General features: G+C 62.5%; 18 protein-coding genes. 1 reads left to right on the forward strand and 17 read right to left on the reverse strand.

Annotated elements, in window-relative coordinates:
• Window positions 1–25 precede the first annotated feature (25 nt).
• Window positions 26–7078: an NEL-type E3 ubiquitin ligase domain-containing protein gene (locus C1X29_RS05170; RefSeq protein WP_158247898.1), complete on the forward strand. Its 7053-nt coding sequence runs from the start codon at window positions 26–28 to the stop codon at window positions 7076–7078.
• 48 nt (window positions 7079–7126) lie between these two features.
• Here C1X29_RS05170 and ureC read toward each other — a convergent pair whose 3' ends face one another.
• From ureC to C1X29_RS05255, 17 genes are all read right to left on the reverse strand, one after another.
• Window positions 7127–8827 (reverse strand): urease subunit alpha, encoded by a 1701-nt coding sequence (gene ureC, locus C1X29_RS05175; protein ID WP_085685440.1) that lies wholly within the window; start codon window positions 8825–8827, stop codon window positions 7127–7129.
• Window positions 8828–8982: 155 nt separating this feature from the next.
• Window positions 8983–9288 (reverse strand): urease subunit beta, encoded by a 306-nt coding sequence (locus tag C1X29_RS05180; RefSeq protein ID WP_007950605.1) that lies wholly within the window; start codon window positions 9286–9288, stop codon window positions 8983–8985.
• Window positions 9288–9821 carry a GNAT family N-acetyltransferase gene (locus C1X29_RS05185; RefSeq protein ID WP_102716986.1) on the reverse strand — a complete coding sequence of 178 codons (534 nt, stop codon included), beginning with the start codon at window positions 9819–9821 and terminating at the stop codon, window positions 9288–9290. The genes C1X29_RS05180 and C1X29_RS05185 overlap by 1 nt, the downstream gene beginning before the upstream one ends.
• A 5-nt stretch (window positions 9822–9826) precedes the next feature.
• On the reverse strand, window positions 9827–10360 hold the full coding sequence (locus C1X29_RS05190) for a GNAT family N-acetyltransferase (RefSeq protein WP_007950603.1): 534 nt from the start codon (window positions 10358–10360) through the stop codon (window positions 9827–9829).
• Between the two features lie 9 nt (window positions 10361–10369).
• The gene (gene ureA / locus C1X29_RS05195; RefSeq protein ID WP_039766748.1) at window positions 10370–10672 is read right to left on the reverse strand and encodes an urease subunit gamma; all 303 of its coding nucleotides are present in this window, start codon (window positions 10670–10672) and stop codon (window positions 10370–10372) included.
• A 226-nt stretch (window positions 10673–10898) separates the two neighbouring features.
• On the reverse strand, window positions 10899–11738 hold the full coding sequence (locus C1X29_RS05200) for an urease accessory protein UreD (protein WP_102688368.1): 840 nt from the start codon (window positions 11736–11738) through the stop codon (window positions 10899–10901).
• Window positions 11739–11781: 43 nt separating this feature from the next.
• Entirely contained in the window at window positions 11782–12480 is a 699-nt protein-coding gene (gene urtE / locus C1X29_RS05205; protein WP_102716987.1) for an urea ABC transporter ATP-binding subunit UrtE, read from the reverse strand.
• Between the two features lie 154 nt (window positions 12481–12634).
• A complete protein-coding gene (gene urtD / locus C1X29_RS05210; protein WP_173940178.1) occupies window positions 12635–13477 on the reverse strand; it encodes an urea ABC transporter ATP-binding protein UrtD in 843 nt (280 codons plus the stop codon).
• 23 nt (window positions 13478–13500) lie between these two features.
• Window positions 13501–14580, reverse strand: a complete 1080-nt coding sequence (gene urtC, locus C1X29_RS05215) for an urea ABC transporter permease subunit UrtC (protein ID WP_102716989.1) — start codon at window positions 14578–14580, stop codon at window positions 13501–13503.
• A complete protein-coding gene (urtB, locus tag C1X29_RS05220) occupies window positions 14580–16082 on the reverse strand; it encodes an urea ABC transporter permease subunit UrtB (protein WP_102716990.1) in 1503 nt (500 codons plus the stop codon). Before urtB ends, urtC begins: the two co-directional genes overlap by 1 nt.
• A gap of 252 nt (window positions 16083–16334) precedes the next feature.
• The gene (urtA, locus tag C1X29_RS05225) at window positions 16335–17600 is read right to left on the reverse strand and encodes an urea ABC transporter substrate-binding protein (RefSeq protein ID WP_007950596.1); all 1266 of its coding nucleotides are present in this window, start codon (window positions 17598–17600) and stop codon (window positions 16335–16337) included.
• Window positions 17601–17805: 205 nt separating this feature from the next.
• Window positions 17806–18816: an iron ABC transporter permease gene (locus C1X29_RS05230; protein WP_085746545.1), complete on the reverse strand. Its 1011-nt coding sequence runs from the start codon at window positions 18814–18816 to the stop codon at window positions 17806–17808.
• Window positions 18813–19760: an ABC transporter substrate-binding protein gene (locus C1X29_RS05235; RefSeq protein WP_085746546.1), complete on the reverse strand. Its 948-nt coding sequence runs from the start codon at window positions 19758–19760 to the stop codon at window positions 18813–18815. Before C1X29_RS05235 ends, C1X29_RS05230 begins: the two co-directional genes overlap by 4 nt.
• The gene (locus C1X29_RS05240; protein ID WP_102716991.1) at window positions 19757–20545 is read right to left on the reverse strand and encodes an ABC transporter ATP-binding protein; all 789 of its coding nucleotides are present in this window, start codon (window positions 20543–20545) and stop codon (window positions 19757–19759) included. Before C1X29_RS05240 ends, C1X29_RS05235 begins: the two co-directional genes overlap by 4 nt.
• A gap of 324 nt (window positions 20546–20869) precedes the next feature.
• Complete coding sequence (locus C1X29_RS05245) at window positions 20870–22996, reverse strand: TonB-dependent siderophore receptor (protein ID WP_102716992.1); 2127 nt, start codon at window positions 22994–22996, stop codon at window positions 20870–20872.
• A 162-nt stretch (window positions 22997–23158) separates the two neighbouring features.
• Window positions 23159–24538, reverse strand: a complete 1380-nt coding sequence (locus C1X29_RS05250; protein WP_102716993.1) for a PepSY domain-containing protein — start codon at window positions 24536–24538, stop codon at window positions 23159–23161.
• Between the two features lie 79 nt (window positions 24539–24617).
• Window positions 24618–26738, reverse strand: a complete 2121-nt coding sequence (locus C1X29_RS05255; RefSeq protein ID WP_102688359.1) for a TonB-dependent copper receptor — start codon at window positions 26736–26738, stop codon at window positions 24618–24620.
• Window positions 26739–26838: the final 100 nt, after the last annotated feature.

Consider the following 26838-nt stretch of genomic DNA (forward strand, 5'->3'; position numbering starts at 1 on the left):
TCGCTCCATTTCAAGGAGTGAAACCATGCCCGAAATCCCTGTCTCCCTCTCTTCAACCGATAACGTTACCTCCTCGCCGGGGCCGCTCGCGACGCAAAGTCTGCACGCCGATTTCCTGCACAAGGCCAGCCCGGACTGGTTGGTCAACGCACCGGTTCGACAGCAGGACGCGCTGAAAAATGCCATTGCCGCCACACCGGACTGGTACAGGCGCGCGTCGCGCGATCAACGCAAAGCCGTGGGCGATGCCGTGACCGCCAGCCTCGCCGCCCAGACCCGCCTGGACAACGTCATGTCAACCTTCCAGGACATCGACAGCTTCGCCGCGCCGTTGTTGACCAGGGCCCTCAAGGACCGCTTCAACGTGACGCTGGATGTCAGCAAGACCTGGCTGGTGCTGAATAAACCGGTGGAGATGGGCATCTTCGCCATCGACATCGATTACTTTGAGGTATTGAAACTGCCTCTGCTACAGGCGGCGCTGCACAACTTCGAAGCCCGCGAATGCAAAAGCGGGGCTTTTCATGAATCATCGGGATTTCGCAGTGAAAGCCTGGAACCCGGCACCCTTGCGCCGTTGAGCACTTCCCTGACGGTCGAGCAGTTCACCGGCCTGTGCCGCTCGCTGGATATCGGGGCGAAATACCAGGCTTACCTCAAGGATTTCCTGCACCCCAGGGACGCGGTGGCCGAGCACGTGCTGCGCGATAAATTCATCGACGCCCATAAAACCGCATTGCGTGCGGCTGCCGAACTGGCATTGGTCAAAGGTGATATCGGGCGTGAAGACTACGCCTCGATTCGTTCAATCCTCGACGGTGAGCTGGCACCGGTTCAGGGCGATCGGCAGATATGGTTTCGCGATCTGAGCCTGATGGGCCGGCGCATGACTGGCTGCGTCATGTTCACGATCTGTGAGAAGTACCGTTACAGCGACGATTCGATTCTGTATATCCCGGGCGATCCCTATCACCCGCTCAAGCGCTACAGGGGCGGGGAGATGGCCGCGATGTTCAAGCGGCGGTTCACCGCACCCGATGCTACTCAGGCTCATCCAGCGGAACCCAACGGCTACCAACGGTTTTTCAGCCAGTTCGTCGCGTATGCCGACCGCTCGCGTTACTTCGGCCAGTTCACTGACGACCCGCCGAACCGTACGCTCGCCCAAAGGCTGGCGCCCTATGAAGCGCTGCTCAATGAGTTTTACAAAGCGGTCAATCCATTCAACGCCGCCCTGACCGGTATTCACGAACTGCCGCCTGCGCCGTCGATCGAGCAGGTGCCGAACACCGATCCCTATCTGAACCCGGTCGGCCTGCCGCGCAAAGGCCATGGCATCTGGGCGCAGAACGTTGACTTGTGGGATTACCTTTATCACCGGCATCGCGACCGGATGATGGACGATGCCCGCAGCCATGCAGTGCCGACGGCGGATGTCGATGCCAAAGTGCGTTCGGAAAAATTCGCCGGATTGTTGAACATCGGCATGCTGGTGCTGATGGGCGTCTCGATGTTCGTGCCGGTTTTGGGTGAAGTGATGATGGTGGTGATGGCCGGGCAACTGCTCGAAGAAACCCTTGAAGGCGCCATCGAGTGGAGCGAGGGTGATCGCAAGGCCGCCAAGGCGCATCTGATCGATGTCGCGCAGAACCTGGCGTTGATTGCCTTGATGGCGGGTGCCGGCAAAGGGCTCGCCCGGCTGACCGCCGCCCGATCGACACCGGTCATCGAGAACCTGCATCAGGTGGAAATGCCCGACGGCACGGCCCGCTTGTGGAAGCCTGATCTGAGTGGCTACGAGAGTCCGGTCACACTGGACGCGAACGTTGGACCGAATGCGCTGGGGCAGTACGAGTCGGGAGGAAAAATCTGCATCCGCTTTGACGGCAAGACTTACCAGCAGACTTACGACGAGTCGCTCAAAGCCTGGCGCATCCAGCATCCGAGCGATTCGCAGGCCTATCAGCCGCCCCTGACGCATAACGGCGCCGGTGCATGGCGGCATACCCTGGAACGCCCGCAGGACTGGGACCGGTTGACGTTGTTGCGGCGTATCGGCCACAGCACTGACCCGTTTGCTGACGAGCAATTATTGACGATGGCCGATGTGGCCGGCGTCAGCGACAACGCCTTGCGCAAGATGCACCTGGACAACGCCTTGCCGCCGCCGGAACTGGCCGATGCCATGCAACTGTTCAACGCCGAGCGCGATGCTGGATCGATCGTCGAACAGGCAGCAGGAACACGGGTGGTCGACAGTCGCTTCATGCATCTGATGCCGCTGCTTCCCGACATGCCGCGCTGGCCGTTCGGGCGCAGGCTGCAGATTTACGACAGCCCTGATCTCTCGGGACGTGCACTCGGTTACGGGACGAAGCGCGGCGGCAAGGTGCCGATCCGGATCAGCCGGGCCGAGGTGCTGAACGGTGAGCTACCGACCCGGGTACTCGCGGCACTGGATGAGGCGGAGACGGTGCGTCTGTTGGGTGGCGAGCCCGCGCGCGTTCGCGCATCAAGGGCCCAGGAGTTCTCCAGGCAGATTGCCGACTACGCCAGCGCGCACCAGCCTGCGTTGTTCGACAGTCTTCTCAAGGCAACCGAGCCAGTCGAGCCCCGGGCGGCAAAGCTGCAACGAGTCGTCCCCGGGCTGACCGGGCGGGCCGCAACAGCTGCGTTGGGCGAGGCCAACGCCGAGGAACTGGCCCGATTGGACGGCACTGCGAAGGTCCCTTCGCATTTGCAGGAGCTCGGTCGCTGGTATGGCCAGCAAGGACGCCTTACCCGGGCGCTGGCCGGGTTGCGCAGTGAGACCATGGCCTCGCCCGACAGCCGTCATCTCGCGTTGCAGACATTGGGTCGGCTGCCGGGCTGGTCGGATGACGTGCGTCTGGAACTCCGCGAAGGCAGTATCAGCGGCCCGCTGCTGGATGCCATCGGCAGCGAAACGGCCTCTGCGCACAAGTATCTGGTCAAGTACGCCGATGCCTTTCAAGCCGCCAACGAGCGTGGCGAGCCGCTCAATGGCATTCCCCACAGGGGGGATAACTTTTTCAGCTCGTTGATGCATGCCTTGCCCGATCCGGCACGGCAGGCGCTGGGGCTGCCGCATGTCGGACAGAGCGTCGAGCTGCAAGGTGCGATCGCTGAACGAGCGCTTGCCGAGCGCAGTCAGTCGGCCTGGCTTCTGCGTGCAGGCGCCGCAGAAAAACCATGGTTCAAGCCGCCGCAGCGTATTGCCTCCCGACTGCTTGGCTATCGCGCGAGTGGCGATGGGCCGGGGCCGGATCCGTCGTTGACCGGTCACGTCCAGAATGTCTACCCGGATCTTACCGATGTTCAGGCACGCGGTTTCATCCTTGAACAATGGCGTCTGGGCAAGAATGACCAGCAGATCTTTCACTTGCTCAATAATCGATTGAGCGAGTGGCGGAGTCTGGAAACAACGCTCGATCAATGGTTGATGTCGCAGAATTTGCGTTTGCGCGCTTCCCGGGACGAGTTCGTCAGTGTGGTGCAAAACATCAAGGACTGTTGGCGCAATGCACCGTTGGCCGGACACGATCCGCAAGCGGCCCGCCTGACGCTGATCAGTGACGCGTCGCTGCCTTCGTTGGCGGCGGACTTTTCCCATGTGCGCGAACTGATGTTGCGCGTTCCGGTCGTGGGCGACACGCTTGCGGCATTTCCCAATGTCGAAAAACTGACATTGACCGCCAGTGTTGCGGAGTTCGACAAAGTGCTCGCGACGTTGAGGACGTTGCGGCACATGACCCGCCTGAAACTTTCCACACCGATTACCGGGCAAGTGGCGACACGGCTTCGGGAACTGAACCGGCTTGAAGAGCTGGAGCTGCACTGTTCCTCTGGAGGCATGAACCCGGTGGTGCCCATGACGCTCGACGTCGGCGGCATGCGCCAATTGCGCAGGCTCGAAATCGGCAGCCCGCAAATGCACCAGTGGCCGCGCGGTGTTCTGGACTTGCCACGACTGGAACGCCTGAATTTGCGATCAACCGCGATCAATAGCCTGCCGATGGAAATCTATGAAGGCCATCAGCGGCTGTTGTCCGGCCTGTCGCTGGACTGGTCGAAATTCCCGCGTCGGGTGTTCAAGCCGATCTACGAATTTATCCGCAGCCAGCCCCGGCATTTGATCGATCTGGACGAAATGGTCGCGGATTACTGCCGCGGTGAGCTCAAGCGTTTTGTCGGCATGGAGCCGAGCCTTTTCGATGTCCTGAGTACGGGGTTCAAGGCGCAATGGCCAGACATCGGCAGCCGCTTCGCCGCGATCGAATCCCTGAGCGAGCAGTTCAGCGAACTCAACCGGCTTCAGGAGTGGGTCGGTTCCGAGCCGACGGTCCTCAACGGCGGTGCAGTACGTTCGGCAGTGGCCGAGGCGCTGAAGACCAGCTGGCGCAGCGGGTTGTTCCAGCGTTATGGCGCGCGCACCGAGAGCCTGTTTTACAACCTGTATGTCAGCCTGCCCAATGATGCCTCGGTGCTGGATATTCTCGGCTCGCCGGTGGACAGTCTGCCGGCCCTGTCGCCTGAGGGGTTCGCTCATGTCAGAAGTCTGAATCTGGCCGGGTTGCAGGCCCCGGTCGAACAGTTGCGCGGTTTTATCCGCACGTTTCGCGGGGTCGATAACCTCGACCTGAGCCATTGTGGCTTGACCGAACTGCCGCTGGACTCAAGCGATCTGCCGGCACTCGAAACCCTGAACCTGCATGACAACCCGCTGAACAGCATCGATGTGCGCGGGATGAATCGCCTGATGGCACTGGACCTTAGCGCGACGACCCTGCGCGAATGGCCGGTCGGTGCGGAGTCTCTGCCGGAGCTGACCTGGCTGGATCTCAGCGACAGTCAGTTGACCGCGCTGCCGGAGGCGTTGCTGGCGCGTGATGCGTTGTTGCTTGATACCAGCCTGGTTGGCACACCGCTTACCGAGCAGGCCAAAGTGTCGCTGGGCAGTGCGCGCCAGCGCATCGAAGAGGCCAGAGGTCTGATGCCTGGATCGCTTCAGCGCTTTGCCCTGGAAGAACCGCGCCATCGCACGCCGCCTGCGGAAAGCGGCTCGGTGATCGCCCGGCGGTTGCTGCCGCTGCCTCCGCTCACGGCAACGGGCGAGGGGGCGGCCGGGTGGGCTGCTCGCGTCCGGCGTTTGCGTCCGCAGTACGACAGCGCGCAGGCGCAGCAGGCGATAGTACGGATGCAGGGCGCCGGGTTGACCGAGGTGCAGATCGGTGCGCGAATCGACGCATGGGAGCAGACATTCGAGTCGCTGACCCGGCGTCTGAACGATTGGCTGTTCACCCATGAAACCCGCGGCATGGATTGGGTCGTGTCATCGCGCACCCGCCAACTTGCGGCGCAGCGGATCATCGAATGCTGGCGTGAAGGTACGATTGACTGGAATGGCGTGACTGATCGAGAGCTGAACCTCGACGGTCTGCAAGTCGGCAATCTGCCCGAACTGTCAGAGGCGTTTCCTGCGGTGAGCACCCTGAATCTGGCGGGGGTCAAGCTTTCCACCGATGGCTCCAGTGCTTTCCTCAGGGCATTCACGCAGGTGCGAAAGCTCAACCTCAGCGGCAACCACTTGCCGGCAATCCCTGAGCCTGTCGGGCAAATGCGTCAGCTGGAACGACTGGAACTGTCACTCACCGGCCTCGCGGATTCCGCAGCGCTGGATCAAGCGCTCGAGGGGCTGTCGCAGTTGCAGTGGCTGGACCTGAGCCATAACGGCCTGCGCACATTCAGCGTCACTCGTCTCGAGCGACTGGAGCGGCTGGACCTGCGTGACAACCTGCTCACGGCATGGCCGGAAGGCGTGCTGCAAGCGCCCCGTCTGCGAGTGATCGACCTGAGCAACAACGAGATCTCGTCGATTCCTGTCGAGTTGTACGACCGCGACCATGCCATGTTGCTCGCCGGCAGCAATCTGTCGGAGAACTACGAGATATCGCAGCAAAGCCTGATGCGCCTGCGTGAGTACGCCGATGCCCATGGGCGTCGCGATGTGTTGGGTATGACGTATGCCGATATCGACCGGATGATCGATGACATGGAAAGTACGACCGAAAGCGACGACGAAGGCGCGGGTACAGAGAGTGATGCAGAACCGGATGAAGTGGTCCCGACACTCGCTGAAAGCATCCTCGAACAACAAGCCGCGCCCTGGATTGAAAACATCCCGCAAGAGGACGCCGCACGATATCGGGCCATGTGGCAGCGGTTGGCTGCCGAGCCTGACAACGGGGCGTTCTTCCATCTGTTGTCGCGGATGCCGGATACCGAAGAGTTTCGGGTATTTCGCGCCGACCTGACCCGGCGCGTGTGGGAAGTTGTCGAGGCGGCGGATGGCAGTCAGGAGCTGCGCGACACGCTGTTTTCGATGGCGACCACCCACACCACCTGTGTTGATGGCCGCACCCTGGCGCTCAGTGAAATCGAGGTCAAGGTCTTCGAGTACAACGCCTTGCGACACTTGCAGCCCGGCCTCGCGGCGAAGGGGCGCGTCTTGCTCGACTTGTCGCGGCAGCTGTTCCGCCTGGGCGAGGTGGAAAAACTGGCCGCACGCAGCATGGGCCGTCACGCCGATCCGGCGGAAGTGCGACTGCAATACCGGATCGGTCTGACTTCAGGCTGGGAGGACGGTCTGCAACTGCCGGGGCAACCCAGCCACATGCGATTTGCCCGGCCGATCAGGGGCGAGGAGCTGGTGACCGCGCGTGAGGCGGTGGTGAAAGCCGAAAAAGGCGAGCGGTTCTATGAAGAACTGATCAGCCGCGATTACTGGGTGCAGTACCTGACCGAGAAGTACCCGGATGAACTCGGTGCGCTCAAGCGCAGCGCGGATGAAAAGCTGCAACGACTTGAGGACGAATATGAGGGCGTGACCAGCACGGCATACCAAGAGGCGGTACAGGCGCTCGAGATCGAGCGTGGTATCGAGCGCAATCAGCAACTGATTGCCCTGTCGCGCCTGGAAACCGGCGAACCGGTGACGGTCGGGCTCGACGATGAGCAGCCTGGCACTTCAGGTTATCTGATGGACACCTCAACCCGCTGAGGCGCTGTCAGCCCCGATCGTCGAAAGCTCGACGACCGGGGCTTTGGCTCAGAACAGAAAGTAACGCTGGGCCATTGGCAGGGTTTCGGCCGGTTCACACCAGAGCAACACCCCGTCGGCCTTGACCTGATAGGTCTGCGGGTCGACGTCGATGTTGGGCAGGTAGTCGTTGTGGATCAGGTCGGTTTTCTGCACGTCGCGGCAACCTTTGACCACCGCGATTTTCTTCTTCAGGCCCAATGCTTCGGGCAATCCCGACGCCTGCGCCGCCTGACTGATGAAGGTCAGGCTGGTGGCGTGCAGCGAGCCGCCGTAACTGGCGAACATCGGGCGGTAGTGCACCGGTTGCGGGGTCGGGATCGACGCGTTGGCGTCGCCCATCAGGCTGGCGGCGATGGCGCCGCCCTTGAGGATCAGCGTCGGTTTCACGCCGAAGAATGCCGGGCGCCACAGCACCAGATCGGCCCATTTGCCGACTTCCACCGAACCCACTTCATGACTGATGCCATGGGTGATCGCCGGGTTGATCGTGTACTTGGCGATGTAGCGTTTGGCGCGGAAGTTATCGTTGCCTTCGCCGTCCTGCGCGAGCGGCCCGCGCTGTTTCTTCATCTTGTCGGCGGTCTGCCAGGTGCGCGTGATGACTTCGCCGACGCGGCCCATGGCCTGGCTGTCGGAGCTGATCATCGAGAACGCGCCGAGGTCGTGGAGGATGTCTTCGGCGGCAATCGTTTCGCGGCGGATGCGGCTTTCGGCGAACGCCACGTCCTCGGCGATGCTCGGGTCGAGGTGGTGGCAGACCATCAGCATGTCGAGGTGTTCGTCGATGGTGTTGCGGGTGAACGGCCGGGTCGGGTTGGTCGAGCTCGGCAGCACGTTGGCGAAACCGCAGGCCTTGATGATGTCCGGCGCGTGGCCGCCACCGGCACCTTCGGTGTGATAGGTGTGGATGGTCCGGCCCTTGAACGCGCCGAGGGTGGTTTCGACGAAACCGGACTCGTTGAGGGTGTCGGTATGGATTGCCACTTGCACGTCGTACTGGTCGGCGACGCTCAGGCAGTTGTCGATGCTCGCCGGGGTGGTGCCCCAGTCTTCGTGCAGCTTGAGGCCGATGGCGCCGGCCTTGACCTGCTCGATCAGCGGCTCCGGCAGGCTGGCGTTGCCCTTGCCGGTGAGGCCGATGTTCATCGGGAATGCGTCCGCTGCCTGGAGCATCCGCGCCAGGTGCCACGGCCCTGAAGTGCAGGTGGTGGCGTTGGTGCCGGTGGCTGGTCCCGTGCCGCCGCCGATCATGGTGGTGACACCGCTCATCAGCGCTTCTTCGATCTGCTGCGGGCAGATGAAGTGGATGTGGGTGTCGATGCCGCCGGCCGTGAGGATCATGCCTTCGCCGGCAATCACTTCGCTGCTGGCGCCGATGGCAATGGTCACGCCGGGCTGCACGTCCGGGTTGCCGGCCTTGCCGATCGCGGCGATGCGCCCGTCCTTGAGGCCCACGTCAGCCTTGACGATGCCCCAGTGGTCGATGATCAGCGCGTTGGTGATGACGGTGTCGACCACTTCGGCCGCCAGCAACTGGCTCTGGCCCTGGCCGTCGCGGATCACTTTGCCGCCGCCGAATTTCACTTCTTCGCCGTAGGTGGTGAAGTCCTGTTCGACCTCGATCCACAGCTCGGTGTCGGCCAGGCGCACCTTGTCGCCGACGGTGGGGCCGAACATGTCGGCGTAGGCTTGTCTGGAAATCTTCATCTGGCGTCCTTCAGGAAAATAGCGGTGAGCCATTGACCCTCACCCTAACCCTCTCCCGGAGGGAGAGGGGACTGATCGCGGTGAGGCAGTTATCGGTGGTTGGCTCCCTCTCCCCTGGGAGAGGGCTGGGGTGAGGGGCTGCGGTACACGCGGACTCAGAGGTCACCCATGACCCGCCCGGCAAACCCGAACACCCGCCGGTGCCCGGCATAGTCCACCAGTTCCACCTCGCGGCTCTGCCCAGGCTCGAAGCGCACGGCGGTGCCCGCCGGAATGTTCAGGCGCATGCCACGGCTGGCCGCGCGGTCGAAGGTCAGGGCATCGTTGGTTTCGAAAAAGTGATAGTGCGAGCCGACCTGGATCGGCCGGTCGCCGCTGTTCGCCACTTTCAGGCTGACAGTGCGGCGACCGACGTTGAGTTCGATGTCGCCGGGCTGGATTTTGTATTCGCCGGGAATCATCAGTTCGCTCCTTGCAGGACTTTGTAATAGAGGGCCGTCGGGCGATAGGTGCCGTTCGGGTCGCAAGCGTAATCGGGGATTTCCCCGGCCCGGGTGTAACCCAGGGCCTTGTAGAAATCTTCGGCGGGGGAGCCGGCCTCGGTGTCGAGGTAAAGCATGCCGCGCTTGTACTGACGCGCGGTCTGTTCCAGTGCTTGCATCAACTGCTGGCCGAGGCCGCGTCGCCGGGCGTGTTCGCGCACCAGCAGTTTCTGCACCTCGGCGCGGTTCAGGCCGTTGGCCTTCTGGCACAGGCTCAACTGGACGCTGGCTTGCACCTGTTCGTCCTTGACCACCACCCACAGCAAGACGTTGCCCTTGTTCAGGTTGTCCTGCACATCGTCGAAATAGGCGCGGGCCTGCGCGGCATCGAGGTCGGCCATGAAGCCGACGCTGGCGCCATAACCCACGGCGTCGAGCAGCAGGTCGATCAGGCCCTGACGATAGTGCGCAAAACTTTCAGCATTGACGCGTCGCAGTTGGGCGGGGTTCATCGGTGTCACTCCTTGTGGGCGGGCGGCGGCTCCGCGCCAGGATTGAGGGTCAGTTGCATGAAGGTCAGGTCGAGCCAGCGGCCGAACTTGGTGCCGACTTGCGGCATCTGCCCGGTGGTGATGAAACCGGCGCGCTCGTGCAGGCGGATAGACGCAGCGTTGCCGCTCTCAATAGCGGCGACCATGACGTGCTTGTCGCAGGTTTTCGCGCGTTCGATCAGCGCGGTCATCAGTTGCGGGCCGAGGCCGTTGCCGCGCTGGTCGCTGCGCACGTAGACCGAGTGCTCGACGGTGTGGCGGAAACCGTCGAACGGCCGCCAGTCACCGAACGAAGCGTAGCCAAGGGTGGTGTTGTCGGCGTCGACGATCACCAGGATCGGATAACCCTGAGCCTGACGGGCGCTGAACCACGCCTGACGGTTGCCGAGGTCGACGGCGGATTCATTCCAGATCGCCGTGGTGTTGAGCACGGCGTCGTTGTAGATGTCACGGATCGCCGGCAGGTCGGCGTGCAGTGCATCGCGGATGGTGTAAGTCATGGCGCGGCCTCAGACGATCGGTTGGTGGACGGTGACCAGTTTGGTGCCGTCGGGGAACGTCGCTTCGACCTGGATCTCCGGGATCATTTCCGGGATGCCTTCCATCACCTGATCGCGGGTCAGCAGGGTGGTGCCGTAGTGCATCAGTTCGGCCACGGTCTGGCCGTCACGGGCGCCTTCGAGCAGCGCCGCCGAGATATAGGCCATGGCTTCCGGGTAATTGAGCTTCACGCCACGGGCCAGTCGCCGCTCGGCAACGAGGCCGGCGGTGAAGATCAGCAGCTTGTCTTTTTCGCGTGGGGTCAGGTCCATCGTTTTAAATCCATTTGGGCAGATTTGTGTGGTTCTTGTGGTGAGTGGGGTGCCAGTCAGACCCAGCCCTCACCCTAACCCTCTCCCGGAGGGAGAGGGGACTGATCTCGGTCGTTTTCAGTGGCCAGTTCAGTCAATTGAATTCTCGTGTCTGAAACATTTCCAGCGGTCACCTCGGTCAGGCCCCCTCTCCCTCCGGGAGAGGGCGGGGGGTGAGGGCTGGTTTTCAGGTGTTCCATATTCTTGGCGGTACAGCCTCGCGTCCCATCAATTTCGGCCGCAACAAGCGCCACAATTCAATAAGCCACGCCCGCGCCAGCAACGCTTCACTGGCCAGGCAACGGGCGACCAAAAGTCCTGGAAGTTGCGTCAGATCCCCACTCACGTGGTGGTTTAGTGAGCGGCAGCTCTCCAGCAATTCAGCATCGATCTCGCCAGTCACCAGCAACGTCGCAAACACCGGATTACCATCCAGCCCGATCGGCGAATCGAGCAAGCCGTCATCGCCGACGATGCGCTGGCGCTCATGCCAGAGCAGCCGGCCATCACGGCGAATATCCAGATGCGCCTGGAAATGCCCGAGGTCGAAACGCTCGCCACTGGCCGGACGCCCGAGGGCCACCACGTCCCAGTAAAACAGTCGCGCATCGCCTTCAAGCTCGATCGAGGTCGTGAGTTCAGCCTGGGCGGCGCTGTAGACGATGGTTTCCTGGGGCAGCCATTCCAGTGTCGCGCCATCGGCGACATGCAGGTTCAGCGACTGATAAGCGGGCCCTGCCGCGCGATACCACTTGGCCGCGCCGGGGCTGGTGATCTGCGCCCAGGCGCCTTGTTCGACGCGGGCGCTGATGTCCAGCCGGTCACCGCCGGCGATCCCGCCCGGCGGGTGGACGATGATGTGCTGACAGACCTCGGGCCCTTCGGCATACAGATGCTTTTGCACCCGCAACGGGCCGAGGTGCCGGCGTCGGGTCGGCCGCGTGCAATCGCCGAAGCGGGCGTAGGCCAGCTCCAGCTCGGCGTGCCAGCTCGGGGTAAACAGGGCAGTCGCAACAGGTAAGTTCATGTTTTCTGATTATCGTTAGGACGCTACAGATTAGACCGTAACCTCAAATAGTCACCAGCCCGCGTACACCTTCGGCTTCCATATTTTCGCCACGGCCCTGCTGCACGATCTCGCCCCGGGACATCACCAGGTACTGATCGGCCAGTTCGGCGACGAAATCGTAGAACTGCTCCACCAGCAGAATCGCCATGTCGCCCCGGGCCGCGAGCTTCTTGATCACCGCGCCGATTTCCTTGATCACCGACGGCTGGATGCCTTCGGTGGGTTCGTCGAGAATCAGCAAACGCGGACGGCTGGCCAGTGCGCGGCCGATGGCGAGCTGCTGTTGCTGACCACCGGACAAGTCGCCGCCGCGCCGCTGTTTCATTTGCAACAGCACCGGGAACAGCTCGTAGATGAACGCCGGCACTTCTTTGGCTTCGCTGCCGGGGAAACGTGACAGACCCATCAGCAGGTTTTCTTCCACGGTCAGCCGGCCGAAAATTTCCCGGCCCTGCGGCACGTAGGCGATCCCGGCGTGCACCCGTTGATGCGGCTTGAACGTGGTGATCGGTTTGCCTTCCCAGTTCACCGCGCCTTCCTTGGCCGGCAACAGGCCCATCAGGCATTTGAGCAGCGTGGTCTTGCCCACACCGTTACGCCCGAGCAGGCAGGTCACTTCGCCGACCTTCACGTCAAAGCTCAGGCCGCGCAGGATGTGGCTTCCGCCGTAGTACTGATGCAGCTTGTCGACTTGCAGCATGTTCAAACTCTCCCCGGTGAACGTTCCCACGCTCTGCGTGGGAATGAATCCCGTGACGCTCCGCGTCACATAACGGCGGACGCGGAGCGTCCATGGCGGCATTCCCACGCGGACGGTTCGACGCCTCGACGTGGGAACGATCTGAATCGCAGGGCTAACGACCGAGGTAAACCTCGATCACGCGCTCGTTGTCCTGCACCTGTTCCAGTGATCCTTCGGCCAGCACGCTGCCCTGATGCAACACGGTGACGTGGTCGGCAATCGAACCGACGAAGCCCATGTCGTGTTCCACCACCATCAGCGAGTGCTTGCCCGCGAGCGACTTGAACAGCTCGGCGGTGAATTCGGTTTCGGCGTCGGTCATGCCCGCCACCGGTTCATCGAGCAGCAGCAATTGCGGGTCCTGCATCAGCAACATGCCGATTTCCAGAAACTGCTTCTGCCCATGAGACAGCAGCCCGGCGGGGCGATTGACCGAAGTGGTCAGGCGAATCGTGTCGAGCACTTCGCTGATCCGGTCTTTCTGCTCGCCGCTCAACCTCGCCCGCAGGCTGGCCCACACCGACTTGTCGGTTTTCTGCGCCAGCTCCAGGTTCTCGAACACGCTCAACGCTTCGAACACCGTCGGTTTCTGGAACTTGCGCCCGATGCCCGCTTGGGCGATCTGCACTTCGCTCATCTGCGTCAGGTCGAGGGTTTCACCGAACCACGCCTCGCCGTGGCTCGGGCGGGTCTTGCCGGTGATCACGTCCATCAGCGTGGTTTTGCCCGCGCCGTTGGGGCCGATGATGCAGCGCAGTTCGCCGACGCCGATGTACAGGTTCAGATTGTTCAGCGCCCGGAAGCCGTCGAAGCTGACGCTGATGTCTTCCAGGGTCAGGATCGTGCCGTGGCGGGTGTCGAGGCCCGGACCGACGCGTTGCCCGAGGCCGATCGAGTCGCGGCTGGTGCCTTCGTCCTTGTTCGGCTCCACCGGGAAAAAGGCCGGTTCCAGCATGAATTCAGCGCTCGCCGTGACTCTCATGATTCACCTCGTTTCTTCAGCAGACCGATCACGCCTTTGGGCAGGTACAACGTCACGACGATGAACAGCGCGCCGAGGAAGAACAGCCAGTATTCGGGGAACGCCACGGTGAACCAGCTCTTCATGCCGTTGACCACGCCGGCTCCGAGCAGCGGGCCGATCAGCGTGCCGCGCCCGCCAAGGGCTACCCACACGGCAGCTTCGATCGAGTTGGTCGGCGACATTTCGCTCGGGTTGATGATCCCCACCTGCGGCACGTACAACGCGCCAGCCAGACCACACAACACCGCGCTCAACACCCAGACGAACAGCTTGAAACCACGCGGGTCGTAGCCACAGAACATCAGGCGGTTTTCCGCATCACGCAGCGCGGTCAGCACCCGGCCGAACTTGCTGCGGGCCAGGCGCCAGCCGATGAACAGGCTCGCCACCAGCAGCAACACCGTCGCCAGAAACAGCACCGCGCGAGTGCCGGGTTCGGTGATGCCGAAACCGAGGATCGTGCGGAAATTGGTGAAACCGTTGTTGCCGCCGAAGCCGGTCTCGTTGCGGAAAAACAGCAGCATCCCTGCGAAGGTCAGGGCCTGGGTCATGATCGAGAAATACACGCCCTTGATCCGCGAACGGAAGGCGAAGAAACCGAACACCAGCGCCAGTAACCCCGGCGCCAACACCACCAGGCACATCGCCCAGAGGAAGCTGCCGGTGCCGCTCCAGTACCACGGCAATTCGGTCCACGACAGGAACGTCATGAACGCCGGCAGACCATCACCGGCGGCCTGACGCATCAGGTACATGCCCATCGCATAACCGCCGAGAGCGAAGAACAGACCGTGGCCCAGCGACAAGAGACCTGCGTAACCCCAGACCAGATCCAGCGCCAGGGCAACGATGGCGTAGCAGAGAATCTTGCCGACCAGCGTCAGGGTGTAGGCCGAAACATGCAGCGCACTGTCCGCCGGCAACAGCGACAGCAGCGGCAGGGCGATCAGCAAGGCGAGCACCACCGCGCCGATGGCGAGCGTGGCTTTCGGGCCGGCCTTTTGTGTGGCCGTGACTAGTAGAGGCTGGTTCATCAGTCGATCACCCGTCCTTTCAGTGCGAAGAGGCCTTGCGGACGTTTCTGGATGAACAGAATGATCAGCGCGAGGATCAGGATCTTGCCGAGCACCGCACCGATCTGCGGTTCGAGAATCTTGTTGGCGATGCCCAGGCCGAATGCGGCGAACACGCTGCCGGCCAGTTGGCCGACGCCGCCGAGCACCACCACCAGGAACGAGTCGATGATGTAGCTCTGGCCGAGGTCAGGGCCGACGTTGCCAATCTGGCTCAGAGCCACGCCACCGAGCCCGGCGATGCCCGAACCGAGGCCGAAGGCGAGCATGTCGACGCGCCCGGTCGGCACGCCGCAGCAGGCGGCCATGTTGCGATTCTGGGTGACGGCGCGCACGTTCAGGCCGAGGCGGGTCTTGTTCAGCAGCAGCCAGGTCAGCACCACCACGAACAACGCAAAAGCGATGATCACGATGCGGTTGTACGGCAGCACCAGATTCGGCAGCACCTGAATCCCGCCGGACAGCCACGCCGGGTTCGCCACTTCAACGTTCTGCGCACCGAACACCAGTCGCACCAGCTGAATCAGCATCAGGCTGATGCCCCAGGTGGCGAGCAGGGTTTCCAGTGGTCGACCGTAGAGGTGACGGATCACCGTGCGCTCCAGCGCCATGCCGATGGCGGCCGTGACGAAGAACGCCACCGGCAGCGCGATCAACGGATAGAACTCGATGGCCTGCGGTGCGTAGCGCTGGAGCATCAGCTGCACGACGTAGGTCGAGTAGGCGCCGAGCATCAGCATCTCGCCGTGGGCCATGTTGATCACACCCAGCAGGCCGAAAGTGATCGCCAGACCCAGCGCCGCGAGCAACAGAATCGAACCGAGGGACATGCCACTGAAGGCCTGGCCGAGCAGTTCGCCAACCAGCAGTTTGCGCTTGACCTGGGCGAGGCTGGTTTCGGCGGCAGTGCGCACGTTGGCATCGGTTTCGACGCCGGGTTCGAGCAGGCCTTCGAGGCGGGTGCGGGCCAGCGGGTCGCCGGTTTCACCGAGCAGACGCACGGCCGCGAGGCGCACCGCCGGGTCGGTGTCGACCAGTTGCAGGTTGGCCAGCGCAAGGCTCAGGGCGGCGTGGACGCTTTCGTCTTGTTCGCCAGCCAGTTGCTGGTCGAGGAATTTCAGCTGCGCCGGTTTGGCGCTTTTCTGCAATTGCTGCGCGGCGGTCAGACGGGTTTTGGCGTCGGCGGCGAGCAATTGGTGGCTGGCCAGAGCGGTGTCGATAAGACCCCGCAGGCGGTTGTTCAGGCGCAGGGTCTTGGGTTGGCCGTCGACGGTCAACTCGCCTTGTTGCAGGGCGTTGATCAGTTCGACACGCGCCGGATCGGGCTGCGCGGCCCAGGCTTCCAGCAGTTTGGCCTGTTGCATCGGGTTGGCGGCGACGAAGTCTTCGGCGTCGCTGGCGTGGGTCATCATGGGCAACAGGAGCAAGATGGCCAGGATAATGCGGTAAAAGGCAGTGGGCATGGGTGGTGCTTCCTGTGTTGCGGTGGCCGATGGAGCGGTGTCCGACTGCGAAATCCAGCCCTCACCCTAGCCCTCTCCCGGAGGGAGAGGGGACTGACCGAGTTGTCTGTTCATCAAGCATCGACCTGAAAAAACAGAGTCGAACTCAGGCTTTGAAAACGATGGAGATCTGCTCCCTTTCCCCCTCTCCCTGAGGGAGAGGGCTGGGGTGAGGGGGAAGGTCTCAAGTCCGCCTCAAGGTCTGAATCCGCCTCAGTTGCTCTTCACCGCATACTCCGGCTTCTTGTCATTACCCGGAATGAACGGGCTCCAAGGCTGCGCACGAATCGGCCCTTCGGTCTGCCACACCACGTTGAACTGACCGTCGCTCTGGATTTCGCCGATCATCACCGGTTTGTGCAGGTGGTGATTGGTCTTGTCCATGGTCAGGGTGTAGCCGGACGGCGCGGCAAAGGTCTGGCCGCCGAGGGCTTCGCGGACCTTGTCGACGTCGGTCGATTTGGCTTTCTCCGCCGCCTGCGCCCACATGTGGATGCCGACGTAAGTGGCTTCCATCGGATCGTTGGTCACCGCTTTGTCGGCGCCCGGCAGGTTGTGTTTCTTCGCGTAAGCTTTCCAGTCGGCGACGAATTTCTTGTTAGCCGGGTTATCCACCGACTCGAAGTAGTTCCACGCCGCGAGGTTGCCCACCAGCGGCTTGGTGTCGATGCCGCGCAGTTCTTCTTCGCCCACCGAGAATGCCACCACCGGTACGTCGGTGGCCTTCAGGCCCTGGTTGGCCAGCTCTTTGTAGAACGGCACGTTGGAGTCGCCATTCACGGTCGAGATCACAGCGGTCTTGCCGCCGGCCGAGAATTTTTTGATGTTGGCGACGATGGTTTGATAGTCGCTGTGGCCGAACGGGGTGTAGACCTCTTCGATGTCCTTGTCGGCCACGCCTTTGGAGTGCAGGAACGAGCGCAGGATCTTGTTGGTGGTGCGCGGGTAGACGTAGTCGGTGCCGAGCAGGAAGTAGCGCTTGGCACTGCCACCTTCTTCACTCATCAGGTATTCAACCGCCGGGATCGCTTGCTGGTTCGGCGCGGCGCCGGTGTAGAACACGTTCGGCGACATCTCTTCACCTTCGTACTGCACCGGGTAGAACAGCAGGCCGTTGAGTTCTTCGAACACCGGCAGCACCGATTTGCGCGACACCGAGGTCCAGCAACCGAACACCACCGCGACCTTGTCCTGGGTCAGCAACTGCCGGCCCTTTTCCGCGAACAGCGGCCAGTTCGACGCCGGGTCGACCACCACCGGTTCGAGCATCTTGCCGTTCACCCCGCCCTTGGCGTTGATCTCGTCGATGGTCATCAACGCCATGTCCTTGAGCGACGTTTCGGAGATCGCCATGGTGCCGGACAACGAATGCAGAATCCCGACCTTGATGGTCTCGGCGGCCTGTACGGTCCAGGTCATGCCCATCGCGGCAATGGATGCCGTGAGTGTGAAAGCCTTGATCAAACTGCGACGCTTCATTGTGCGATCTCCATGAACGTTAAAGTTTTTTATGGTTGGCAGATGCGAACGACTGAAGGCTGTTTTGCAAGGGCTGTGCCCGGTCGGGTTTGGGCAGGGAAATGTCGGTTTAGAGCGGTTGCGCACGAAGTCGGCGCACCATGAGGGGACGTGTTGCATGCAAAGGTGCAACGGGGTGCGCCAGATTGGGGCGCACCCGGAGGATTCAGCGGCGGCGCATCAGGCCGATGAAGAACAGGCCGCCGAGGGCTGCGGTGGCGACGCCAATGGGCAGGTCTTCAGGGGCGATCAGTGTGCGTGCGGCGACATCTACCCAGACGAGGAAAACGCTGCCGAGCAACACGCACACCGGCAGCAGACGCCGATGCTCGGCACCGATCAGGCGCCGGGCAATGTGCGGCACCATCAGCCCGACAAAACCGATGGAGCCGCTGATCGACACCAGCACCCCGGTCATCAATGAAGCAATCACGAACACCCGCAGACGCACCGCCCGCGCATTCAGGCCGAGGGTGACGGCGGTCTGTTCGCCGGCCATCAAGGCGTTCAGCGGACGGGCCATGCCGATCAGCAGAATCAAGCCAAGCAACACGCTCAGCGCCGGCACCGCCAACAACTCCCAGCGCGCCAGACCAAGGCCACCGAGCATCCAGAACATCACCGCCGAACTGGCGCGGTGATCGCCCATGAACAACAGCAGGTTGGCGATCGCCATCATCACGAACGAAACGGCCACGCCACACAGCAGCAGACGATCACTGTCCAGCCGACCCTGCCGATTGGCGATGCCCAGCACCAGAAACATGCTCAACAACGCGCCGATGAACGCGGCGATCGGCAAGGTCAGCAGGCCGACGATTTCGCCGATGTGCAGTACCACGATCACTGCGCCGAGGGTGGCACCGGAGGTGACGCCAAGCAGGTGCGGATCGGCCAGCGGATTTCGCGTGACCGCTTGCAGCACCGCGCCGATCAACGCCAGCCCGGCGCCCACCAATGCACCGAGCAGCATGCGCGGCACGCGGATCAGCCAGACGATGTGTTCCTGGCCGGCGCTCCAGTCCGGCACACCGAGGCCGAACAGTTTGTGCAGCAGAATCCGCCACACCACGTCCACCGGCACCCGCGCCGGGCCGAAACCCAGCGATACCACGCAGGACACCAGCAATACGGCACCGAGGGCGATCAGCAGCAGCGCATAGCGACGGTCGATCATTCGCCGTGGAAACCTTTGGCCAGGGTTTCCACCGCCAGCACGTTGTCGATCCCCGGCGTGGCCTGCACGTAAGGGATGACGATGAAGCGCTGGTTCTTGATCGCGTCCACCGATTGCAGCGCCTTGTTCTTCAGCAGGAATTCAATCTTTTGCTCGGCGGTGATTTCGCTGTAGTCGACGATCACGATCACCTGCGGATTGCGCTCGACCACGGTCTCCCAGTTGACCCGGGTCCAGCTCGCTTCGACGTCATCGAGAACGTTGCGCCCACCGGCCGCGTCGATCAGCGCTTGCGGCATGCCGAGGCGGCCGGAGGTCATGGCGCGGTCTTCGCCGCTGTCGTACAGGAACACCCGTGGTTTTTCAGCGGGCAGGTCTTTGCGGATTTCGGCGACCTGACTTTGCATGTCAGCGATCAGCGCGTTGGCGCGATCCTGCACGTCGAAAATCTTTCCGAGGTTGCGCAGGTCGTTGTAGGTGTCGTCCAGCGTCGCGGCCGGGCGCTTCATCACGAAGGCGCAGGACTCGGTCAGTTCATACACATTGATGCCCAGCGGTTGCAGGGTCTGCGGCGTGAGATCGCCGCCGACGCGCATGCCGTAATCCCAGCCGGCGAAGAAGAAATCGACGTTGGCGTTGAGTAACGTTTCCACCGACGGGTACTTGGCTGCCAGCTCCGGCAGACCGTCGAGAAGACTCTGCATTTCAGGCGTCACCGACTTCCAGCCACTGACGCCGCTGTAGCCGGCCATTTTCGGCTTGAGGCCGAGGGCGAGCATCATCTGGGTCATGTTGATGTCGTGACTGACCGCGTGTTTCGGTGCTTGCTTGAAGGTCACTTCGCGGTTGCAGCTCTGGATCGTCAGCGGGTACTTCGTGGCCTCGGCAAAGGCTTGGGTGGTGCCCAGCAGCAGAGCGAGGCAAAGCAGGGAGCGCACAGTCATGGTCGGGTTATCCAGGTGATTCGCGGGTAGCCGTGGAGGGGGTGGGAATCGATCAATGCTTCGACGCCGAACACGTCGCGCAGCAGTCCGACGGTCAGGACTTGTTGCGGGGTGCCGCTGGCGACGATGCGACCGTGGTTGATCACATACAGCCGGTCGCAGAACGCGGCGGCCAGGTTCAGGTCGTGGATGCTCGCCAACGTGCCGATCTGCAAACGCTTGACCAGTTGCAGCAGTTCCAGCTGATAGCGCGGGTCGAGGTGGTTGGTCGGCTCGTCGAGGATCAGCAGTTGCGGTTGCTGGGTCAGTGCGCGGGCGAGGATCACGCGTTGTTTTTCACCACCGGACAACGTGGCGAACGCGTGGTCTTCGAAGCCGTCGAGGCCCACGGATTTGAGGGCCTGGGTGGCGAAATGGCGGTCTTCCAGCGTGTCGCCGTCGAACAGGCCTTTGTGCGGCGTGCGGCCCATGGCGACCACTTCTTCGACAGTCAGGCCGAAGACGTCGGGGAATTCCTGGAGGACGACGGCGATGCGTTGCGCACACCAGCGTGAGGATTGCTTCCACACGTTGTGGTGATCGAGTCTGACCTCACCGGTTTCCGGCTGACTGAAGCGGTAGGCGCAACGCAACAGGCTGGTCTTGCCGCTGCCATTGGGCCCGATCAGCCCGACGAACTCACCGGCAGCCACTTGCAGCGAGGCGTCACGCAGCTGGAACTGGTGATGACAGTGGCCGTGGCCCAAGGGGGACCAAGCGAGATTAGTGAGGGACAGTGAGGTCATGTGAGGTTCAGTGTGATTTCTAAGGTTATGTCTGTCTGGTAGATCCATCCCCCTCACCCCAGCCCTCTCCCCCAAGGGGGCGAGGGGGAAAGGGAGCCGATCTTCGTGCTCTTCAAATCCTGAGTTCGACTCGGTATTTCAGGTCGGTGTAACTTGCCCAAACACCTCGGTCAGCCCCGTCCATAGGGGAAATGGGAGCCGATCTTCGTGCTCTTCAAATCCTGAGTTCGACCCGGTATTTCAGGTCGGTGTAACTTGCCCAAACACCTCGGTCAGTCCCCTCTCCCTCCGGGAGAGGGTTAGGGTGAGGGCGGGGCCAGTGAGTCAAAAGGTGTAGTCAGCCGTGACAAAGAACGAACGAGGTTCACCCAGAATCCACTGCTGGCCCTCATTGTATTGGCTTTGCGCATATGTCCGGTCAAACAGATTGTTCACCTGCAACCCCAGCGTGGTGTTGCGCAGGGCTTTCCACGACAGCGTCGCATCGATCACGGTGTAGCGCGGCAGCTCGTTACGGTTGGCCATGTCGGCGTAGCGCGCATCGACGTAACGCACGCCGGCGCCGGCTTTCAGGTCATCGGTCAGCGCCTTGCTCAGCCACAGATTGGCGGTGCGCCGTGGTACGTCCACCGGACCTTTGCCATTGCGCGACACCGGCACGCCGCCGACCACTTCTTCAAAATCGTCGTACTTGGCCTTGACGATCGCCGCGTTGGCTTGCAGTTGCCAGGCGTTCGGCAGTTGCAGATCGAGGCTGGCTTCCAGGCCGTTCGACGATTGCTGGCCGACCTGCTGCTTGAGCGTCGGGTTACCGGGATCGTCGGTCAGCAGCTTCTTCTTCACGATGCGATACGCCGCCAGCGTGAACTCACCGCGCTGATCCCAGAACAGTTGCTTCAGGCCGATCTCGGTCTGCCGCGCGGTCGACAGGTCATATTGCTGCTGGCTCGGGCTCAGGGAAATCAGACCGCCGATGCCATCGGTGCTGGTGGCGACCTGGCCGTAGAACGAGGTGTCCTGCGTCAGTGCGAACACCAGGCCGGCCTTCCAGTTGTTGCCGGTCAGGGTCTTGTCACTCTGGCTGCCGTCGACCAGGTTGTTGCGATCCACATGCACGTAGTCGCGGCGCACACCGGTTACCAACGACCAGCGTTCGCTCAGTTGCGTGCGGTTTTCGGCGAACACCGACATCTGTTTGGTGGTGCTGTCGAATTGATCGCGATACGGGTCGGCGCTCTCGAAGTAACCGGTTTGCGGGTGGTACAGATCCAGCGGCTGGCCGTTCGGCAATACGTCGTTGAACGGCGAGTTGCTGTCGAGCTGGAAGCGGATGCGGTTGTAATCAACGCCGGTAACGGTCTGGCTGTCGAGACCAAACAGCGAATGCTTGAAGGTGAAGGTCTGGCGGTCGCCGACCTGTTCCTGTTTGTGTCCGATACCGAAGTAGCCGCTGCGGCTGAGCTGCTGACTGTCAGCGTCGAAGTTGTAGTTCTCGGCGTTCTGCCAGCGGCGTTGGGCCTTGAGGTAGTACAGCTCATTGCTGGCGCTGACTGCATCGTTGATCTGCCAGTCGCTGGTCAGGCGCGTCCATTGATCGTTGTAGTGCTGCTTGTCGTCGCGCACGTTGTAGTTCTTGTTGCGCAGGCTGTCCTTCAACTGGGCGTTGATCAGCGGCGTGCCGAAGTAGTTCTGCGGACGCTGGTCGCCGTAATCGTGGGCGAGGGTGAAGGTCAGATCATCGGTGGCCTGCCAGCGCAGGGCGGCGCTGATGAAGTCGCTGGACGAATCACCGCGATCGACCCAGCCATTGCTGCGCAGGCGATTGAGGTTGAGGCGATGGCTCAGGGTGTCGGTCAGCGAGCCGCCGCTGTCGAACGCCTGCTGCTGACTATCAAACGAGCCATAACCGACGCGCACGTGGTTTTCGATTTCGCCTTCGAACGGCTTTTTCGGGATCACGTTGACCACCGCACCGGTCGCGCCTTCGCCATACAGCACCGAGGCCGGGCCGCGCAGCACGTCGACGCGCTCCACCGACCAGGTGTCGACCGGGAACGTCACGGTGCCCATGCCGGTGTACATCCGGTTACCGTCATACAACTGCATCACCGAACTCTGCCCAGTAAAACCCCGAGCCTGCAACGAGGTGCCGCCATCGCCCGGCGTGCCGGTGCGGCTGATGCCGGTGCTGCGCGACACCGCGTCCTGCACGCTGCGATCGCCACGGGCGCGGACTTGCTCGCCGCTGAGGCTTTCGACGCTGGCCGGGGTTTCCATCGCGCTGAGGTTCAGACGCGAGCCGGCACTGGTCGGCGTGGTCAGGCTGACGGTCTGGTCGTCATTGGCCGGGGCGGTGATGGTGCCGGTGGGCAGCGTCAGCGGGGCATTGTCGGCGTGGGCGCTGTTGTTCAAGGCGAACAGACAGAGGCTGGACAAGAGGTACTTGTTCATCGGGGCGGTGAATCACTTCTTCAAAAGAAAAGCCCGCAGGCTCATGACGGTGCATGGCTGCGGGCGGAGCAGCAAATTTGCGTTATACAGTAACACTAAAAAATGCCGGAGTTTAAGCCCCGGCAGTTTAAAGATCTGTCTAAATCGCGCATCTCGCCTGTTTCATGATGAAGTTGAGGCAGATTCAGCTTGTCGGCCCAGACGCGACACCAGCAGCCGATCCAGCAACCACACCACCACCAGCGAAGCCCCCACTAGCGGAAACACCACCGCCAGAACCAGCATGATCGCCACCCCGGTTTTCCACTTCGGCAGATCGTGGCGCAGCGGCGGCACGCCGAATTTTCCTTGCGGGCGGCGCTTCCACCAGATCACCACGCCGCTGACGGCGCTGAGCAGAATCATCAGGCAGATCAGCAGCACGATGATTTGATTGAAGGTGCCGAACATCTTGCCTTCGTGGAGCATCACGCCGATCTCGGTAGCGCGGGCAACAGCGCCGTACTGCTCGAAGCGCACGTCGGCGAGAACCTTGCCGGTGTACTGATCGATGTGCAGGGTCGCGTCGTTGCGTGGGTCGTCGGCGAACACCGCGATGGTGAACACGCCGGTCGCAGTGGTCGGCATTGTGATGCTGTAGCCCGGCTCGACCTTGCGCTCAACGGCGATGTTCTGCACGTCCTGCAGGCGGATGGTCGGCGCGGCGGGACCGTGTTGCATGCCACCGTGGGCCATGTGTTCGGCATGGTCGCCGGACATCGGCATCGGGGTATTTTCCATCGCCCAGGGTACGGTCTGGCGCGCGGCGTTGTTGAGGCTGCCGGCCTCGACGTCGGAGGTCGGCACGTTGTCCCACATCGCCGCCGGGAACACGTTCCACACCTGCGCGTATTGCTTGCCCCAGAAGCCGGTCCAGGTCATGCCGCTGAGCAGCATCACCAGCAGCAATGCGGCGCCCCAGAATCCGGTCACGGTATGCAGGTCACGCCACAGCACGCGGCCGCGACTGCTCAGGCGTGGCCACAGAATCCCCGCGGCCTGACCTCGCGGCCACCACAGGAAAACCCCGGACACCACCAGCACCACGCCCCAGCCGGCGGCCATTTCGATCAGTCGGTCACCGACGGTGCCGATCATCAGTTCGCCGTGAATCGCCCGGGCGATGGCTTGCAGGTTCTGCCTGGCATCCTGCTCGCCGAGGATGTCGCCGTGGTACGGATCGACGAATACGTTCAGTTCATGGCCGGCATTGGCCACGACAAACTGCGCGCTGCGCTCGGCATTCGCCGGTGGCAGGTACTGGGTGACCTGGCCCTGTGGATAAGCGCTTTTGACCTTTTGCAGCAAGTCATCGGCCGGCACGGTGTGATGCCCGGCGGGGACGTTCAGCAGGCTGCTGTACATCAGCGAATCGAGCTGCGGCTTGAACAGGTAAATGATGCCGGTCAGGGCCAGCATCACCATGAATGGCGCGACGAACAATCCGGCATAGAAATGCCAACGCCAGGCCAGGTTGTAGAAATTCGGTTTGGGCTGTTTCATCACGTGTGCTCCGCTTGGCTTGGATCTTCTCGTTGTCTGTTGCCGCCCGCTCCCTCAAGGGAGCGAGCGCCCTTGAGGGTTAGAAACTCATGTCCACCTTGGTCCAGAGCGTGCGCCCCGGTTCATTGATCGCTTGCGGGTCGTTGGCCGGGTAGCCGAACCCGGCGTTGCCCGCCAGGTTCAGGTGTTCGGCGTAAGCCTTGCCGAACAGGTTGTCGACGCCGGTACTGACCTTCCAGTGTTTGTTGATCCGGTAGGCGCCGTTGAGCGAGAACACGCCGAAGCCCGAACTCTTGTCGTAATCCTTGCCGACCACGTTGCCCTTGTTCTGGTCGATACGGTTTTGCGCGGCAACCACCCTCCACAGTGCGCCGGCGCTCCAGTTGTCTTCGGTATAGGTCAGACCGAAGCGCGCATCCAGCGGCGGCATCTGCGGCAGAGCCTTGCCGTCGCTGCTGTTCTTGCCCCAGGCGTAGGCCAGGGTCGCATCGGCTTTCCAGTTGTCGGTGAGTTTGTAGGCGGCACCGAGTTCGCCGCCCATGATCCGCGCGTCGATGTTCTCGGCGCGGGACGTGCTCATGCCCATCATCCCGGGGGTGTAATCGAAGAGGATGTAATCGCGCACCTGGCCGATGTAACCGGAGGCCCAGGCTTCGAGCTCGGCGCTCTTGTAGTTCACGCCGAAGTCGAGCTGAGTGGTCTTTTCCGGCTTGATCGAATCGAACGCATTGACCGAACCGGCCGGGCCGGATTTGGGCGAAAACAGCTCCCAGTAATCCGGGAAACGCTGGGCGTGGCCGAGGCCGGCGTAGAGCGTGGTCGGGCTGTCGGCCAGGTCATGCTCGTAACGGACGAAGCCGCTCGGCAGGGTGTCGGCGCGGGTATCGCCAGCGGTCGGATTCGGCCGGGACATCATTCCCGAGCCGGTGGTCTGCCGGAAATCCCTGGCCGAGGCACGGTCGACCCGGGCGCCGGTGATCAGCCGGTCGCGGTCGGCGGCGTACCAGGTCATTTCGCTGAACACCCCGTAGTTATGGAAGTCGGCGTCCTTGGTGTACGGCTGATCCTTGTAGGTATCGATGCCCATGCCGCTGCGCTGCCGGTGTTCGTTGGTCTGCGCGTCGAGGCCGGTGATCAGCTGGATATCGGCCCAGCGCCAGGTGGCCTTGATCTGTGCGCCGAGGGTGCGGCGGTCGACGTTGGACGCCATGGGCCCGGCCATCATCCCCGTGCCGGACGGCGTGCGCAGGGTGTAGTTGTCCATCACGTGGTCGGCGTAGTTGTAGTAGACCTGGGCTTCGAGCTTCTCCAGCACATCGGTGATGTTGGATTTCTCGACGCGCAGACCGAGGCTTTCGCGCAGGAATTGCGAGCCGTCCATGCCGCGTCCTGCGTAGCGTGCTTCGCCGTCGCCCTTGCCGGCGGTGAGTTCGATCAGGGTGTCGGCATCCGGGGTCCAGCCCAGCGCCACGTCGCCGTTCCACTTGTCATAGCGCGAGGCAGCGATGTCGTTGTTGCCGTCGCGGTAGTCGTCGGAATGCGCGGTGTTGCCGATCACCCGCACGTAGCCCAGCGAGCCGCCGGCTGCCGCATCGACGACTTTGTCGAGGCGCCCGTGGGAGCCGGCCAGCACGCTGGCGTTCACGCGGGTGCCGAGCTCGCCGAAGCTTTCCGGCTCGCGGTCGAACAGGATCGTGCCGGCCGACGCGCCGGGCCCGTAGAGCACGGTTTGCGGGCCTTTGATCACGGTGAGTTTGTCGTAGGTCTCGGGTGAGATGTACGAGGTCGGCGCGTCCATCCGGCCGGGGCAGGCGCCGAGCATCATGCTGCCGTTGGTGAGGATGTTCAGGCGCGAACCGAACATCCCGCGCAGCACCGGATCACCGTTGGTGCCGCCGTTGCGCACCAGGGCGAAGCCGGGAATGGTCTTCAGGTAGTCGCCGCCGTCGCTGGCCGGCACCGGTTGGCGCGGGTCTTTCGGGTTGGTGACGATGGTCAGCGGCGAGCTCGGGGCGATGGCGGTGATCACCGTCGGGCTCAGCTCATCAGTGTGGCCGGCGTGTTCGTCGGCGTGGACCAGCGGGGACAGCAGGACGCCGCAAAGGACGGCGGTAGCGTGCCTGAAACGAACGCGGGATTCGTTCAGGGCAAAGGACGCCGGGGCAGAACCCGGGCGTGGGACAGCAGAAAACCTGGACATGACAATTTCCATCAAACAGTCGTAAACGACACGGCCGGCAGCCTGAAGCTGTCTTCTCAACCGTGTGCAATCAGAGGTGGGTGTTTACGCTGCGACGGGC

This window comes from Pseudomonas sp. GW456-12-10-14-LB2 (assembly GCF_002884345.1).
GTDB classification, from domain to species: Bacteria; Pseudomonadota; Gammaproteobacteria; order Pseudomonadales; family Pseudomonadaceae; genus Aquipseudomonas; species Aquipseudomonas paraglycinae.